This window comes from Psychrobacter sp. UBA3480 (assembly GCF_002377945.1).
Lineage (GTDB): Bacteria > Pseudomonadota > Gammaproteobacteria > Pseudomonadales > Moraxellaceae > Psychrobacter.
Window position 1 is genome coordinate 227,425 of sequence record NZ_DFQV01000033.1, and the last position, 16,944, is coordinate 244,368.

At 42.8% G+C, this 16,944-nt stretch carries 15 protein-coding genes; 1 reads left to right on the forward strand and 14 read right to left on the reverse strand.

The window, feature by feature from the left end:
- From B2863_RS13905 to queC, 9 genes are all read right to left on the reverse strand, one after another.
- On the reverse strand, positions 1–752 hold a 752-nt coding region (locus tag B2863_RS13905; protein ID WP_296211589.1), incomplete at its 3' end, for a glutaminase.
- A gap of 246 nt (positions 753–998) precedes the next feature.
- The gene (locus B2863_RS13910; RefSeq protein ID WP_057760827.1) at positions 999–2,066 is read right to left on the reverse strand and encodes a DUF475 domain-containing protein; all 1,068 of its coding nucleotides are present in this window, start codon (positions 2,064–2,066) and stop codon (positions 999–1,001) included.
- A gap of 227 nt (positions 2,067–2,293) precedes the next feature.
- A complete protein-coding gene (locus B2863_RS13915) occupies positions 2,294–2,869 on the reverse strand; it encodes a TerD family protein (RefSeq protein WP_057760825.1) in 576 nt (191 codons plus the stop codon).
- Between the two features lie 279 nt (positions 2,870–3,148).
- The gene (rlmKL, locus tag B2863_RS13920; RefSeq protein WP_296211591.1) at positions 3,149–5,455 is read right to left on the reverse strand and encodes a bifunctional 23S rRNA (guanine(2069)-N(7))-methyltransferase RlmK/23S rRNA (guanine(2445)-N(2))-methyltransferase RlmL; all 2,307 of its coding nucleotides are present in this window, start codon (positions 5,453–5,455) and stop codon (positions 3,149–3,151) included.
- A 150-nt stretch (positions 5,456–5,605) separates the two neighbouring features.
- Positions 5,606–6,790: a mechanosensitive ion channel family protein gene (locus B2863_RS13925; RefSeq protein ID WP_296211593.1), complete on the reverse strand. Its 1,185-nt coding sequence runs from the start codon at positions 6,788–6,790 to the stop codon at positions 5,606–5,608.
- Positions 6,791–6,951: 161 nt separating this feature from the next.
- Positions 6,952–8,442: a dihydrolipoyl dehydrogenase gene (locus B2863_RS13930; protein ID WP_296211595.1), complete on the reverse strand. Its 1,491-nt coding sequence runs from the start codon at positions 8,440–8,442 to the stop codon at positions 6,952–6,954.
- Between the two features lie 118 nt (positions 8,443–8,560).
- Positions 8,561–9,058, reverse strand: coding sequence for a peroxiredoxin (locus B2863_RS13935; protein WP_296211597.1), 498 nt, complete (start codon positions 9,056–9,058; stop codon positions 8,561–8,563).
- Positions 9,059–9,233: 175 nt separating this feature from the next.
- A complete protein-coding gene (locus B2863_RS13940; protein WP_057760815.1) occupies positions 9,234–9,563 on the reverse strand; it encodes a hypothetical protein in 330 nt (109 codons plus the stop codon).
- A gap of 326 nt (positions 9,564–9,889) precedes the next feature.
- Positions 9,890–10,666, reverse strand: a complete 777-nt coding sequence (gene queC, locus B2863_RS13945) for a 7-cyano-7-deazaguanine synthase QueC (protein WP_296211599.1) — start codon at positions 10,664–10,666, stop codon at positions 9,890–9,892.
- A gap of 350 nt (positions 10,667–11,016) precedes the next feature.
- Between queC and ttcA the strand changes: the two genes are divergently transcribed.
- A complete protein-coding gene (gene ttcA, locus B2863_RS13950) occupies positions 11,017–12,123 on the forward strand; it encodes a tRNA 2-thiocytidine(32) synthetase TtcA (RefSeq protein ID WP_296211831.1) in 1,107 nt (368 codons plus the stop codon).
- A 126-nt stretch (positions 12,124–12,249) separates the two neighbouring features.
- On the opposite strand, the gene B2863_RS13955 is transcribed toward ttcA, so the two are convergent.
- From B2863_RS13955 to ccoO, 5 genes are all read right to left on the reverse strand, one after another.
- Positions 12,250–12,831 (reverse strand): FixH family protein, encoded by a 582-nt coding sequence (locus tag B2863_RS13955; protein ID WP_057760810.1) that lies wholly within the window; start codon positions 12,829–12,831, stop codon positions 12,250–12,252.
- Between the two features lie 214 nt (positions 12,832–13,045).
- Positions 13,046–14,455, reverse strand: coding sequence for a cytochrome c oxidase accessory protein CcoG (gene ccoG / locus B2863_RS13960; protein WP_296211602.1), 1,410 nt, complete (start codon positions 14,453–14,455; stop codon positions 13,046–13,048).
- Between the two features lie 517 nt (positions 14,456–14,972).
- Positions 14,973–16,118, reverse strand: coding sequence for a c-type cytochrome (locus B2863_RS13965; RefSeq protein WP_296211605.1), 1,146 nt, complete (start codon positions 16,116–16,118; stop codon positions 14,973–14,975).
- On the reverse strand, positions 16,118–16,297 hold the full coding sequence (locus tag B2863_RS13970) for a CcoQ/FixQ family Cbb3-type cytochrome c oxidase assembly chaperone (RefSeq protein ID WP_057760804.1): 180 nt from the start codon (positions 16,295–16,297) through the stop codon (positions 16,118–16,120). The genes B2863_RS13965 and B2863_RS13970 overlap by 1 nt, the downstream gene beginning before the upstream one ends.
- On the reverse strand, positions 16,297–16,935 hold the full coding sequence (gene ccoO, locus B2863_RS13975; RefSeq protein WP_296211607.1) for a cytochrome-c oxidase, cbb3-type subunit II: 639 nt from the start codon (positions 16,933–16,935) through the stop codon (positions 16,297–16,299). Before ccoO ends, B2863_RS13970 begins: the two co-directional genes overlap by 1 nt.
- Positions 16,936–16,944: the final 9 nt, after the last annotated feature.

Genomic DNA, 16,944 nt, shown 5'->3' on the forward strand with positions numbered 1-16,944 from the left:
CCCACACGGTAAGCAAATTCACCAGAACCATCATAATGACCACACATCATCATCAATGAGTTAATACGGCGTGCTCGTTTTTCATTGATTACACGTACTCCTGAGTGCTTATCAACTCCGTTAGACACTAAATAAAGACCGGCACTGGCCAACTGTTGGCAACTCATTGCAATTGAGCACTGATGAAAATACGTACCTAATACATTATCCACATCGTGTCTTAAACGACCAAAGGATTTCATAAAGTGCGCCAGAGAGGCATTCCGGTCCTTGTGCGCCATCTCAGAAGCCGCTACTTTATGATCAAAGCGAATTGACTCATCATCTGCAATGAGGTGAACAAACTGCAGGATTTCACCCAGTGTCTCTTTTGGCTCATGTCCCATCATAATGGCGTCGACAACTGCGATTGCCCCAGCATTGATAAAAGGATTGCGCGGTCGGCCAGACTCATGCTCGAGCATCACAATTGAATTAAAAGGATCGCCAGATGGTTCGCGTCCGACGTGTGTCCAAAGTGTATCGCCTAGCTTGCCAAGACCAATGGTTAAGGTAAATACCTTAGAGATACTTTGGATGGAAAACAGAGTGCTTGCATCACCTGCTGCATACATATGCCCATCAGGAGTCGCTACAGCTATACCGAACTGGTTCGGATCGACATGAGCCAATTGCGGAATATAATCTGCCACTTTGCCGCGGTCAGTTTCTCTTGCCATCTCTGCGGCAATATCATCAAGAATTTTTTGCATATCGTTTATAGGGTCTTATTTCGACAAGTTATTTAAAGATGAGGATTTTAACTGAAGATAGGGTAATAGTAACAGGGCAAACGTAATTTTAACCATTGATTGTCTCAATTATGGGTTATTCCGATATTTTGGGGCTTCTACAAGACCTGACAGTATGGCGAAATAATGTGAAAAAAAACAGGCCATACCTGATGATATGACCTGCTTAGATGTATAACTAGATACAGACTACACTGAGAACACGCCTTAGTTTAGGCTTGCTTTCTCAGCTTTACGATGCTGAAGTGACGCTAGTAGTGCCCAACCAATAAAGGCAATACCAATCAGACCAGTGATAATCTCTGGTACATGGAACTTCACTGACAATAGCATAATCAGTGCCAATGCGCCGATGGCATAATGTGCGCCATGCTCAAGATAGATGAACTCGTCAAGCGTGCCTTTGTCTACCAAGAAGATAGTCATAGAACGTACGAACATCGCACCAATTGCAAGACCTAACATGATAACAATCACGTCATTGGTGATTGCAAATGCGCCAATCACACCATCGAAACTGAATGAGGCATCTAGGACTTCTAAGTATAAGAAACCAATGATACCGCCCTTCATAATGGCACTGGTCGCCGCAGCGCCCGAACCATTTTCTTCATTTTCTAGGTCTTCTTCCAGATCACCTTCAAGCATACCTGATACAACCTGTACGCCCAGATAAACCAAGATACCCCAAACACCTGCGATTAGGACAGCACTTGACTGCTCTGCATTGGCCCACGATACCGCAATCATCAAGACGATAAGCGCTACAAATACGCTCATGGCATCGACTTTGCCTAGCTTGGCTAAACGGCTCTCAAGCCAGTCAAACCAATGTACTTCTTTGTCATCAAAAATAAAGTTCAAGAATACCAATAGTAAGAAAATACCACCAAATGCTGAGATTTCCGCATGGTGTGCCATTAGTCTTGCCGAGTATTCTTCAGGGCTATATAAAGCCAAGTTGATGACTTCCATCATACCAAGGTCGGCAGTAACCGCGACGATGACAATAGGGAAGACCAATCGCATACCGAATACGGCGATTAGGATACCAACGGTTAAAAATATCTTTTTCCAAAATTCGTCCCAGCCCTTAAGGACTGAAGCATTGACCACCGCATTATCAAAAGATAATGAAATCTCCATGACGGCCAAAATAGCGGTAATAGAAAGAGTGGCTATCATGCCACCCATACCGCCATGTGAATATCCCCACCATGCTGCTATTGCCAAAGCAATTGCGGTGAAGATAAAGTCTAAATAAAAATGTCTCATGACACATCCTGTATGGTTGCGTAAAGCTAAGGTCTACCTAGTATAGGCATGAACCGCAAAAAAGCGGTTATTACTAACCACTTTTTATGCATAATTTTAAACGAAACGTAAAGCATTACTAGTCATTTGGCCATTAAAAATTGTGACTATTTGCAACGATGGCGGTTTGCTATTTTGGACGTGATGACGGTGACTAATAACAGACTAAAGACCAGTAAATAATGGTTTTAGATATCAACACCGTATTGCTGACACATCGCTTGCAAGCCACCTGAATAGCCCTGACCAACAGCACGGAATTTCCATTCGCCGTTGTGACGATATACTTCGCCAAACACCATCGCTGTCTCTACAGAGTAGTCTTCTGCTAAATCAAAACGTACCACTTCAGTTCCTGTTTCCTCATTGACGACACGGATAAAGGCATTGGCGACCTGACCAAAGTTCTGGCTGCGAGCAGCAGCGTCATGGATAGTCACTGTCACGACTACTTTATCTACATCAGCAGGTACTTGTGTGAGGTTGACTTTGATAACCTCATCATCACCGTCGCCTTCGCCAGTACGGTTGTCACCAGTATGCTCGACAGCGCCATTGTCAGACTTCAGCTGATTATAAAAGATAAAGTCATGATCGCCGCGCACTTTGCCCGCGCCATTTAGCAAAAAAACGCTAGCATCAAGATCGAACTCAGCACCAGAAGTGGCGCGCTCATCCCAACCAAGACCGATAAGTAGCTTGGTTAAATTTGGGTCGGTTTTCGTTAGCGATAAATTACCGCCTTTATTAAGTGATAAAGCCATGGTGTTATCCTTTTTATTAGACGTTAGTGGTTTTATAAAGTAATCGAAAAAAGGCGATGCTTACGCAATAACTGCGCAAATCCATCGCCTAGTAACGCTCTATCATAGCAACAAAAAATGGCCCAATCAAAGCTGATTGGGCCATTGTTATATTTCATATACATTCGGCAAAAAACAGAAGTTTCAGGTACTTATGCTGCGACTATAAATCTATAGTTTTATTTATCAAAATCCTATTTACGGACTTTAGATTCTAAACTATAAATCTAAAACTTCGAATTATAGACTTTGACGATGACGAATCTCAAAGCTTTGATGAATCGGTTTTTTGATATTGAAATCAAAGCCAATGGTTTTTTGCGTGATATCAATGATGTCATAACGCTGAGTCAACTGTTCATCTAGCTCAAAACGCGTAAAGTTGTTAGAAAAGTACAAGACACCATCAGAGGTTAGGCGGTTCATCGCACGATTAATCAATGCAGCATGGTCACGTTGCACATCAAAAGTACCTTGAAACTTCTTAGAATTTGAGAAAGTCGGTGGATCAATAAAGATAACATCGAACTGTTCGGTATTGTCTTTTATCCACTCAAAGATATCGGCAGCAACGAACTGGTACTTATTGCGGCTAACGTCCAAACCGTTCAAGACAAAGTTTTGTTTGCCCCAATCTAGATAGTTCTGTGACAAATCAACGCTAGTGACTTTTTTCGCACCAGCAAGCGCTGCATGCACACTTGCGGTACAAGTATAAGCAAACAGGTTAAGTACGGCTTTACCGCGGCTGTTGTCCTTGATACGAGCACGCATATTACGGTGATCGATAAACAGACCAGTATCTAAGTAATCTGTAAAATTGACATAAAGGTAAGCGCCATCTTCGCGCGCAACATGAAACTTACCACGTTTTTCTGTGGTGTTCTGTTTGCTGTACTGATCGTTGCCAGACTGACGGGCACGCGTTTTGATAAAGATCTGTTCACGGTTAATATCAAAGACTTCACGGATACCCATCAATGCCAAATTAAAACGTTTCTTCGCAGTTTCAGGTGGGATGGTCTTTGGTGGTGCATATTCTTGTACATGTGCATAATCACCGTACAAGTCGATCGCAACTTTGAAATCAGGTAAATCAGCATCGTAAACACGAATGTTGCTTACATTGTCTTTTTTGGCCAGTTTCTTGAGTTTAGCAAGGTTTTTTTGCAGACGGTTAATGAAGTCTTGACCATCTTCTACTTCAATCTCGCGTTTCTCAAAACGACTAACAAGATTGCCCGTTTGCCCAGCGATAAGCGTTCCGTAGCGGAAATAGACGGTGATAGCACCATTATGACAGCGTAAGGTTTTTGGTTCTTTGATTGGTAGAATATCTACTTGTTCAACATGAGAGGCCAATATGCCAAGCATCGGGTCAATGCCACTACCGGCAAAGCTGTCTTGCAATATCAGCCCAATTGCTTGATACAACGGCTTAATCATTTCTTCATCACCCAAACGCTCACCATACGGTGGGTTGGTAATGACCAAAGGATTGCTCAATCGACCTTCATTGACTAAGGGCTTAAGCACGTTACTGAGTTGGTCAAGCGCACGATGCTCGATATCGAGTAGCGGTAAAATGTCCTGTAGACCTGCGGCAATTAAGTTTTTTTCTGTGGCGAGGATCGCACCACTATCAGCATCAAAGCCCAGCATAAGCGGCAACGTATCAGGCTGCTCATTGGCAATCTCTAATGCTTCGCGGAAACGTGTTTGAGCATCATCGATCATTTCTTGCCATAACGTCTCGTCATGGTGCTGCCACTGGTAAAAACCAAATTGATTGGCAGCTTTGTCGATACCCACGGCATAGTCGCAATGCATCAATAGCGCTTCGATAAGGAAAGTTCCAGAACCGCACATTGGGTCGATTAACGCATTATAGAAAGGTGCATCGCCAGCTTCGTTTTTCTTGTGCCAACCAGCACTATAGAGTAGGGCAGCTGCTAAGTTTTCTTTTAATGGTGCTTCTGTCATGGCCACACGGTAACCACGGCGATGTAAACTGGTACCTGACAAATCTAGATATAGCTCGGCTTGCTTGTCATTAATGGTAGCAAAAACAGAGAAGTCTGGGTTTTTGCTATCGACGTTAGGACGGCTGTCGTAAACTTCGTTAAAGGTATCGGCAATCGCATCTTTGATACGTAGCATGGCAAATTGCTGACTGACAGCGACACGCTTATCGACAGACAGACGAATAGCAAAGGTTTGCTCTAGGCTAAATTGCTCAGTCCAATTGACCGATTTTGCCAAGCCGTATAGCTGCTCTGCAACGTCGTATTCTGCATTGATGTTTTTACGTTTAATCAGCATCAATACGCGCGAGGCCACGCGTGACCATAGGCAGATGGTATATAGCTCACGTAAACCACCAGTTACGGCTAGACGGCCGGTACTTTTGATTTCGCTGTCAATGCCAAGGCTGGTTAGCTCAGTCTGCAGTGGTGCTTCAAGCCCATCGGCACAGGTAATAATAAGATCAAGCGACAACTCTGGTGAAGCTGCTGTTAGAGATGCGGGCGCGGTTTGTTCGGTCATACGGGTACCTGTGGGCTAAATTGACAAAAAAGCAAATAATAAGATAATCGGTGTAACCGGCAATTTTACCATAATTCACAGTAGGATGGTTCAAAGTAGCCGTGTTTAAGATTTTAAGATGTGATAGTTAAATATGGGAAAGCAAATTCTCTACTCACCTTTCGTCAGTGGTAATTCCTCTGGGACGATTTGAGTGGTGGTCGCAAAGGGCTTAGTTGCGATAGGGTAGTCAACATCCTTTGGCATTAGCAGTCGCATATGCGGATAGGGCGTAGAAATATTAGCCGCATCAAACGCAATTTTAATCTCTTCTTGCAGCACTTCTTTGATTTTGGGGATGCGGGCAACGGCTGCTGGTTTGACCCAAAAGCGTACGATAAAGAACACCCCATACTCGCCAATTTCTGCCACGGTCGCTGAGGTCTCAGGACGATTAAGCACCGCATCGGTATCGCTAAGTACTTGCAAAATTTCCTTGCGAGCTGTCTCAATATCATCTTCGAACGCGATACGTACACGAATATCAAAACGAATAAAGTTTTTGGAAGTCAGGTTGATGACTTCTGATGAGGCAACGTTGGAGTTTGGGATAATGACAGTGATATTGTCTCGAGTGAGGATATGAGTGGTGCGCAACGCGATAAGTACCACACGCCCTTCATTGTCATTGATATGAATCCAATCACCGACTTGAAAAGACTGCTCAAGCAGAATGGTGATACCAGCGATAAAATTAGCAAGGGTAGACTGAGCGGCAAAACCTACTGCCAAACCAACAATACCCAAGCCCGCCACTAACGATACAATGTCGAAGCCAAATTGAGCCATGACGCTGGCCAGCCCGAGTACCAATAGTAGTACAGATAAAATGTTCTTGAGTAGCTGCTCTATTGAAGCATTGAGACCATAGTGCTGTAGGACTCTGTGAATGATTTGTCCTGATGATGCCCAAAGTACGTAATAGATGCCCGCCCAAGTGCTTGCCTTTACGGTGGCTTTGATGGTTTCTGGCTCAAAGTTTATCTGACTCATAATCGCTATCAGACTGGCAACAATCCAGACATAGCGCAAAACTGAACGGACAATCTTGGTGCGGCGCTCATTTAACCGAATTTTAGCACGGCTTTGCCTAAGGATATAATTGGCCAACCAATAAAAAAATCCCAATACCGCAAGCAGTATTAGGATTTTGATGCCAGTGCTCGCCAATTCTACTGCTTGAGAGGACCAATTAAGTGACTCTTCATCGATAGAGCCGCCGAGAGCAAGATATAGGCTAGTATGTAAGTCGCGAACGATCTCTTTAAAAAAGTCGGTAACACTAGCGATTGGCATTTTTTCGTCCATGCAGGATGTGTTTGTACAAAAAGTTGTAAACGAATATCTATTTATAAATTACCTCAAGTCGTCAAGGCAATCAAATAAGAGCAATGATTAATGCTAATTACTACCAACTTGAAAGCATTATTGACTTGAGGACTTAGCTAAAGGGTCGATTAAGAATTATCCTTTTGGGTATCTAGAGATTGGAAAGGTATCTCCATTTTATATTGAACATCACGTAGCGCCGTACGTAGACCCTCTAGTATCGTTGGATGATAAAAAGGGGTGTCGAGCATATCTTTAATACTCAAATCATTGGTAATCGCTGTAGCAAGTATATGACCGATATATTCAGCGTCAGGACCGACCATACTAGCGCCCAAAATTCTGTCTGTCTTTTTGCAGCCATAGATATGTAGTAAACCGCAGTTGACACCCATTACACGGCTACGTCCTTGATTATCAAAGCTCACACTACCGATGACGAATTCGAGTTCTGAATCTTTTTGAATCTCTGGTAGCGACATACCAACATTGACGATTTGCGGTGAGCAGAATACGATAGAAAACGGCGTCGCAGGTGGGCGAATATAGGCCGCTTCTGTGTTTTCACAGACCATGCTGCCCGCACTATAGCCTTCATCGCTGGCCACATGCAGTAACGGAATATTAGCATTGGCATCACCAACGATATAGACGTTTAAGTCGCCAATTTGGCCTGTTTTTTTACTCAAGTTTTTTGGACGGTTCTTATCGTCTAGCTCAACGCCCAAGTTTTCGACACCTAGCTGCTTAATATTATTGCGACGACCAGTAGCAACTAAGACGTACTCACCTTGCCATTGCTGGGACTCACCAGCGCTGTCTTCATACTCGATAAATGCACTTTTATTACCTTCATCTACTTTTGTGCCTACATCGGTAATTTCGCTGCCTAGATGCATGGTTAATTCATGACTTAAGCAATCCATGGCTTTATTATTAATATCATCGTCTTTTAGACCAGCCACTTGTTTGGCACGGTTTAGCAGCGTAACTTCCACACCTAAACGTGTGAATGCTTGTGCAAGCTCTAGGCCAATAGCACCAGCACCGACGACAGCCATAGTCTTTGGCAAATCTTCAAGCTCAAAAACACTATCAGACGTTAGCATGGTATCACCAAGCTTATCCGCCCATCCATCAGGAATAAACGGCGAGCTACCTGTGGCGACAATGATTTGCTCAGCAGCAATCAGCTCATCATTGACCTCGATTAGCCTTTGCTCATTGATACGAGCACGACCGTCGATTTTTTTATGATCAGGCCAGCTGTCTACTTGTTTTTTAATGTAGCTAGCAAAATGACTGCGTTCGTCACGCACACGCTCCATGACTCGTTTGCCATCAATTTGCGCGGTCGCATGGATACCAAATTCAGCAGAATGGTTGGCATCATGTGCGCGATCCGCCGCTGCAATTAACAGCTTACTAGGCATACAGCCGACCGCAATACAGGTCGTGGTCCAAAATCCTTCATTAATAATGACAACGTCATCTTTGATTTTACTTGCTTGGCGAAAAGCGTTTTGACCTGCGGTACCCGCGCCAATAATAGCGACAGATACTTTACGCGTGACTTCTTTCGGCGTATCGTCAGTGGTCGTGCCAGATTGTTTATTCATATTATTCTCTAATAGGGGCAAGGTTATATTCAGTAATAGACTGAATGCTTGGCTTATATTTTTTATTCGGTTTTTATCGTTTTTATGATGAATATTGATTTGATTACAGAACCAATGATTACGGCGCCAATATAGTTAGTAAGCGACTCGTATAGTCTTTGGCACGTAGGTTACGCTGGGCATGAGTCAGTTCACTGTTTTTATTGAATACAAATGCCGAACGTACAAGACCTAGCGTAACTTTGCCGTACATATTTTTTTCTTTGATAACTTCAAAATACTGGCATAGCTTTTCATCAGCGTCACTGATGAGTGGAATCTGTAAGTCATATTTGTCGATAAATTTTTCATGAGATTCAACACTGTCACGAGAGACGCCGATGATGTCGTAGCCTAATTCATCGAAGTCATGGAGGTGCGAGGTAAACTCTGTTGCCTGTGTGGTGCAGCCTGGCGTATTATCTTTGGGATAAAAATAGAGAATAAGGCCTTTATCGGTATTGGCGACCATTTCTTTTAAACTGATTTCATCATGAATAAAGTTACCAGCAAGTTTGCGTACTATGGTTACTGGAAAATCAGGTAGGTGAATGGTTTCTGTTGTTGGCTTGGCCATTGTAAAATCCTTATTAGTTTTAGTTATGTGTATTGGCTTAATGATGGTTCTATTTATAGTGTTCTTATTATAGGCAGATTAGTAGAAATAAATAATCAGTTTTACACTTTGCCCATTCATTGGCAACAAAAAAGACTGGCAATGGCCAGTCTTTTGTATATCAAGCGATTAGAGGTTACGCAGGTTTTTGTGGCTTCTTCAAATCCAAGCCAACGGTGCACTGTTGCAAATCTTTTTGCATTGCCTTCACATATGGCAGATTAGAAGGGTCTTTCTTATCTTGTGCGTAGCTTTCGATTTCCCACATTTGACCGATAGTCATGTTGCTGCGCACGCCAATAGTACAGTTACATAGTTTGGTTGCGTTGCTTTTGTCAGCGACTTTGTATTTGACTGCGCCATTGACACATGAATTGATATTGTCTTGCTTAATGTCAGCAGCGTTGGCTTGTGGCATGGCAAACAGGGCCGCTAAGGCTAAGGGTAGTACTGGCAACAACTTCATAAATTTCCTCTTACGGGTAGCGTCAATTTTTTATCTTTTGCTCAATGCAAAGTCAACTCATTAATATATGAGTGACCGATATCGTCAGTTACATCTTTCGATAAATATAATCGTTCATACGATAGCAAGTATGTCGATTAGAATACAAGAACGACGTGCTGTGTTAATGCAAGCGAATGTTGCGCGAATGTTGATGGGTATCATCATACCACGCAACATTTAGCGTTAATGCATAGTTGGTTCGATATGATTTAGACATAAGGAAGGATAGCGGAATAAGCGCGCTTGATACCTTATCCAATTTATATATAACCGACTAAAATTAATTAAGACTGATAATGAGTAGGGTCAGTGACGCCAGCTTGGGCAAAGCCTTGACGACGTAATGCGCAGCTATCACAAACACCGCAAGCAAGACCATTGGCATCTGCACGATAACAAGAAATCGTCTGTCCGTAATCGACACCTAATGACAGACCAAGCTCAATAGTTTGGGCTTTTGATAATTGCTGCAATGGCGTTTGAATCGATAAGCGATGACCAGTAACGCCTGCTTTTGTTGCGAGATTGGCCATATGTTCAAAGGCAGCTATATACTCTGGGCGACAATCAGGGTAGCCAGAATAGTCAACTGAGCTGACACCGATGACGATATGATTGGCATCAGCGACTTCGGCGACTGCTAACGCGTATGATAAGAAGATAGTGTTACGCGCAGGCACGTAGGTATTCGGGATAGCGTCGTTATCAATCTCATCGCGTTTTTTGCTAGGGAATTTGTCCGAATCACCATCTGGCACGATCATACTGTGGTCTGTCAGTGAAGAGCCACCCAGTTGTGCGATATCAATATCAATGATTCTATGATTGACGCCTGCTGTCTCAGCGATGGTCTTTGCGGCCACAAGTTCACTATTATGACGTTGACCATAGTTAAAGCTGACTGCTGTCACTGATGCATAGCGCGCTTTTGCCCAATATAAGCAAGTCACCGAATCGAGACCACCTGATAAAAGGACAACCGCATTTTGGCTTTTGGTAAGAGTAGCTAAATCAGCATCTGATACTTGATTGGAGGTATTTTGCAAAGTAACGTTAGTCATAGTGATATCTATTATTGGTTTACGAAAACGGCTATTTTAGCAAAAATACGTCTATTACAGAACCACGAAGCGACCAATCACCCGTCACTAAGCTACTAAAGCTAGTTTACATAGCACTGCAATAAAATAAAGTCGGTATTACTGTCATCTTTTCAATCTGTTAGCAATATTTGTTATAATCGCAGCTTTTAAAGTATCAGTCACATGACATTGGTGATAATGCTTTAAAAGCCTTATCGCAAATCGCTTTATAGTAAAATCACCCTTATAAAGATATTGAGTAACTTATGACCGCAGCAACCTTATTTACGCCAAATATTCCTTCTCAAGCTGATGATGTATCTGATGCAATGAGCTTTGATAGTCAGGCTTTGGACACCGATACTGATAGCAGAGAGTACGATGACGTCTCTGAAGATGGCAATGATGAGGACATGATTGACGAGCAGTGTGCCGATGCGCAAGCACCTAACGAGTCAGCGTACTTTCGTAAACTACAAAAGAAGCTGCGTCGCCAAGTCTCTTGGGCAATCCGCGATTTTAATATGATCGAAGATGGCGATGTGGTGATGGTTTGTGTTTCGGGTGGTAAAGACAGCTATACCTTACTCGATATTTTATTGCTGCTAAAACGCATTGCACCAATTCATTTTGATATCGTCGCGGTGAATCTTGATCAAAAGCAGCCAGGCTATCCGGAAGACATCTTACCTGCGTATCTAAACGAGCAGGGCATCGCCCACTATATTTTAGAAAAAGACACCTATAGCATCGTCAAAAGCGTGGTGCCAGAAGGCAAGACTTACTGCTCTGCATGCTCACGTCTACGCCGCGGTTCACTATATGGCTTTGCCAAACAGATTGGGGCGACTAAGATTGCCCTTGGCCATCATCGTGACGATATGCTGGCAACCTTCTTTTTGAACTTATTCCATGGTGGTGCGCTCAAATCAATGCCGCCCAAGCTACTGAGTGATGACAAGCAAAATATGCTGATTCGCCCATTGGCCTATGTCGAAGAGAAAGACATTATTGAATATGCCAAATTAAAAGAATTTCCAATCATTCCTTGTAATCTATGTGGTAGCCAGACCAATCTACAACGCGCCATCATCAACGATATGTTACGTGAATGGGATGATGCTCACCCGCAGCGTTTGGCTTCTATCTTTAAGGCAATGCAAAACGTCGCGCCATCACAATTAGCTGATCGTGAATTGTTTGATTTTGAAACACTCAGTCTTGATCGCGATAACGATGAGCGTTTATTTGAAGGCGACAATATTCAAGCTGGGCAGACGGATAGTTTGGCTGAGATTGGTTTACCTGTATCACCAAGGACGCAAACGTTCAATCCTAAGTTCGCTAGTGATAAGCCTTATTCGACAAAGACGGATAAAGCCGCGCAAAGCGAGCGTAAAACACAGAAGATTCCAACGATTAATCCTGTGATTTAGTAATTGAAAAATTAGTACGATATTAAATAGTACTTATTAATTAGTAGAATATTAAATAGCTCAAAAAAAACCAGCCAATCTCTGACGAGTGGCTGGTTTTTTCACGTCTAAGTGCTACTAACAGTATTAACTCTTAGCAAAAACTGGTAGTGGGTCAAAGCTGACCTTTGAACGAGGCAGTTTTGCGACATCTTGCATACGCCAATCATCTTTACCGTCATTGCTAACCTGAAGGTAATACTTGGCTTTTACAGGATCAATATCGACTTGGGCGCTGTATTTATTGCCCTCAACATGCTTAAGGACAACATCGCGGTCTTTTTTGATATCCGTTGCATGAGAAATGGAAAGCTCCAACGTATCAGGATAGGTAAGTGGTGTACCGTTTAGCAGCTTGCCTGACTGGACGCTTTGCTCAGGGTAGTTAAGATAAAATACAATATCGCCATTTTCTGCAAACTGCATTTGTCCATGCAAGTCTAAGTCATACGTGAGCTTGTCACGAGACACATCGTGATAGAGCGTTTTGCCATCCATATACCAGTCGTCACGTACCACGCTATCACGTATCTGGTAAGAGTAATAAACAAACCAGATACAAGCGATCACGACCGCAGCAGGCATGCCAATCACAAAGATAACGACCATGTAATTTTTATACCATGGCTGCTTATCTTGATGTTTAAAGTTCGGTGCTGGAGTAGACATAAAATACCTATGCATCAGATACGCATTCAATAGATAGCTGTTCATTATATATCTACAAATGGTATCAACGGATAATTTGGCGGCTAAGCGCTACCAGTTTAATGGTAAAACATTTATTCGATAGACTTTAGCTAGAATAGTTATTTAACTACTTGCACTAACTACAGACGACCGAATGACATACATGAAATTAAATAATGGGTCTGCTAATCATTTACTGACCTTGGGTCGTAAAGATATTTTGTTTGCTTACCTTGTACTTACCGTTTTCGCTGCTCACATTTAGCGTAACAGGCGTTTGGCCAAACTCTATCACATCAGGATCACCATAAATACTGACTGGCATATCAAAGCTTTCACCCGCTTCTAATGGTACGTCATTAAAGCGCAGCTCTAAGCTCAGCCCTTTTTGCGGTGCCAGTGTTATCGTGTAGGTATGAGCATCCTGCGTCTTATTGGTTAGCTTAACGATATAGCTGTTTTCGATCATGCCTTGATTGTTGATAGACGATAACTGATTACGGTCGCGGCGGATATCAATCTCTAAGGGCACGCGATCGGTTAACGCATATATAACACCGCCACATAGTACGGCTAATAATGCCAAATAAGCAAATAATCGTGGGCGCAGTACACGGCTTGGCTCTTTTTCTGCTAGCTGACGTTCGGTCGTATAACGAATAAGACCACGCGGATAGCCGACCTTATCCATCACCTCATTACAGGCATCAATACAAGCCGCACATTGGATACAGGCAACTTGTAAACCATCACGAATATCGATACCAGTAGGGCAGACCTGCACACACATGGTACATTCAACGCAGTCGCCTAAATGCTCTGGGTTTGTGCCTTTTTTACGGGCACCGCGCGGCTCACCGCGTTCATAATCATAAGATACGATCAATGTGTCTTTATCAAACATCACACTTTGAAAGCGGCCATAGGGGCAAATCTGTACACACATTTGCTCACGCATGTAGCCTGCATTGGCATAAGTGGCAAAGGTAAAGATAAACATTGAGACCCATACCCACGTTGGCCAATCAGGGAACGGAATCATTCCTATTGACTGCCAGCTATGATATAGAGAGTCTGTTCCCGCCACATAACTAACAAAGGTCGCTGCTGTAATCACAGAAAGCAAGAACCAAATTGAATACACAACCGTGCGTTTGAATACTTTGCTCGCACTTAATGGCGCTTTATCAAACTTGATGCGTTTATTACGATCGCCAATCACCCATTTTTCAACATATTGGTATAGATGCGTCCATATCGTTTGAGGACAAGCATAACCACACCAAACGCGCCCTGCATATACCGTCACCATAAACAGCGTAAACGCGGCAATAATGGCAAATGCAGCAATAAAATAAAAATCTTGCGTCAAAAACGTCATGCCAAAAATATAATAATGCTGAGATGGCACATCAAACCATATCGCTTGTCTATCATTATAGCGCAGCCATGGCAAAAGTAAAAAAGCCGCCAAAAGAGCATACATCGTGATGACACGAATATTTTGATAAAAACCTGTGACAAACCTCGGATGCACACGATGCTTGGTTGCATCAAGATCGACTTGCTGTACAGGAATTTTATTGGATTGTTGTGCTGACATAAACGTGCCTCTTTAAAAAAAGAATCAGTCTGCTGGCATGATGAACAAACACCTCTAGCGTCGAGGTATATGAGTGTATGATGTTATCAATGTCAGTAAATAGCGGATAAAAAATTCGATATAAAACTTTCTAATCTGCTTACCAAATGATCGATTGTAAATATAGTCGGTTCAACATAACCTTGATACAAGCAAAGGTACTACAAGTAGTAGGCTAAACAAGCCTGTATCTGATTTATGCGAAATTGACTATCGTGTTATGTGATTGAGTCAGAGCGATATAAAGCCGTGACCAATAGACTATTTTAAAAAATAGCTATTTTAGCATTCTCCTTACTAATAATGGGGTAATAATCGTAAAAAGCAATGAGTATATGAGAACGATTTCTAGTATTTATAGCCGCTCATCATTGTCATTTTTAAATGAAAATCAATACCACTATACGCAAAAGGGAGAACTGCAATAACAGTTCTCCCTTCATTAAATCTCGTCCATATTCAGTACAGTAACAACGTCTTAGTTAGCAGTTGCTTCTTCAGTTGCTATAGGCTGAGTAGCAGCAGTAACTGGTGCTGCTTCAGGTGATTTGCCTGTTTTATCTGATAGTGAGTAGATATAAGCAGCAAGTAGCATGATACGCTCATTACCTAGCTTAGTTTCCCACTGAGGCATAACGCCAGCACGGCCATAACGTAATGTATTACGTACAGTCTCACGCTCACCGCCATATAACCAGATATTGTCAGTCAAGTTTGGTGCACCTGCTGAAATCATACCTTTACCGCTTTCAGAGTGACATAGTGCACACTGTTGCTTAAAGATTGCTTCGCCTTGATTAACCAAAGTTTGATCAAGTTCACCGTTACTCTTGCTACCGTTGTTTGGAGATAGTGATAATACATACTCAGATGCTGCACGTACACCGTCTTCGCCGATCTGATCGCGCCAAGCAGGCATACCACCGATACGACCATTATGTAGCGTGGTCAGAATGTTGCTAGCTTCGCCGCCATATAACCAATCATTGTCTGTTAGGTTAGGGTAGCCTGTTGCACCTTTAGCGTTAGAGCCATGACATACAGAACAGTTCTGTAGGAACAAACGGCTACCAACTTTTAACGCATTTGGATTTTCAGACAGTTTTTCGACATAAGGAGCAAGTTCTGCAACTTTTTCGTCAATTTTAGTCTGTAGATCTGCTGGTGGGTTTTCGCTACGACGCATGGTCGCTTGTAACTCGTTTAGCGTACCAAGTGTCGCAGTCGCGCCTGCAGCATCTGCTTTTACCAAAATGCTTTTTTCAAAGTTATCGGTAAATACTTTGTTGTTGCTTTCAAGCTCACTGAACAACTCGTTTTTAGAGGTCCACGGTACAGTTTCACCGTCAACTTCTACGGTGGCGATACCGTTCCAATGTGCCGGGAACATAGCTGGAAAGAATACCCAGTATGCGACACCCCAAACGATTGAACCAAAAAATATCACCAACCACCATTTAGGAAGTGGTTTGTCGTATTCTCGGATACCATCGTATTCATGACCAGTGGTACCGTCTTCCTCAACGTCTGGTTTGTATTTTAGTACAAACAGCAGAACGCCAAGAATAAAAAGCCAGCAACCGAAACTGATTAGTGTGATCCAAGAACTCCAAAAAAATGTCATCATTTATCCTTATTGCGCTGCTCTTCAGACAGAGATTTTATATCCTCATCATCAAGCGCAAGTTGTGCATCTTCTTCGAAGCGTTTTTTGTTTTTTGGCGAATACGCCCACCATGCAACGCCTACGAAGGCAATAAAGGCAGAAACGGTCGCAATTGTTTGTAATTCACCAATACCCATTAGCGCTGTCCTTCCATTGCGGTACCTAACTGCTGTAGATAGGCGACCAAAGCGTCAAGCTCAGTAGCGCCAAGCACTGCATCTGGAGCGCCTTCAATATCTTCTTCAGTATAAGGAACACCGAAGCGATCGCGGAATAGACGCATTTTAGCTTGAACGTTTTCGCCATCTACTTCGTTAGTCGCCAACCAAGGGAAACCAGGCATAACTGACTCAGGCACTAGCGAACGTGGATTGATCAAATGTTGCTTTTGCCAATCTTCAGAATAACGGCCACCAACACGTGCTAAATCTGGTCCAGTACGTTTCGATCCCCATAAGAATGGATGATCCCACGTCGACTCAGCGGCACGTGAATATGGTCCATAACGTTCAACTTCTGCACGTAATGGGCGAACCATTTGAGTATGACAAACGTGACATCCTTCACGGATATAAATATCACGACCTTCAAATTCAAGCGCTGTCCAAGGCTCCATAGCGGGAAGGGGAGCGTTCACCCCACCTTCTTCAGGACCCTTGTTGTCATAGATCAATGGCACGATTTCAACTAGCGTTGCAAAACTAATAGCAATCACGATACCAATGACTAACAAGCCTGTATTTTTTTCAATAATTTCATGCGGTGAACCAGCCATGATCGCTCC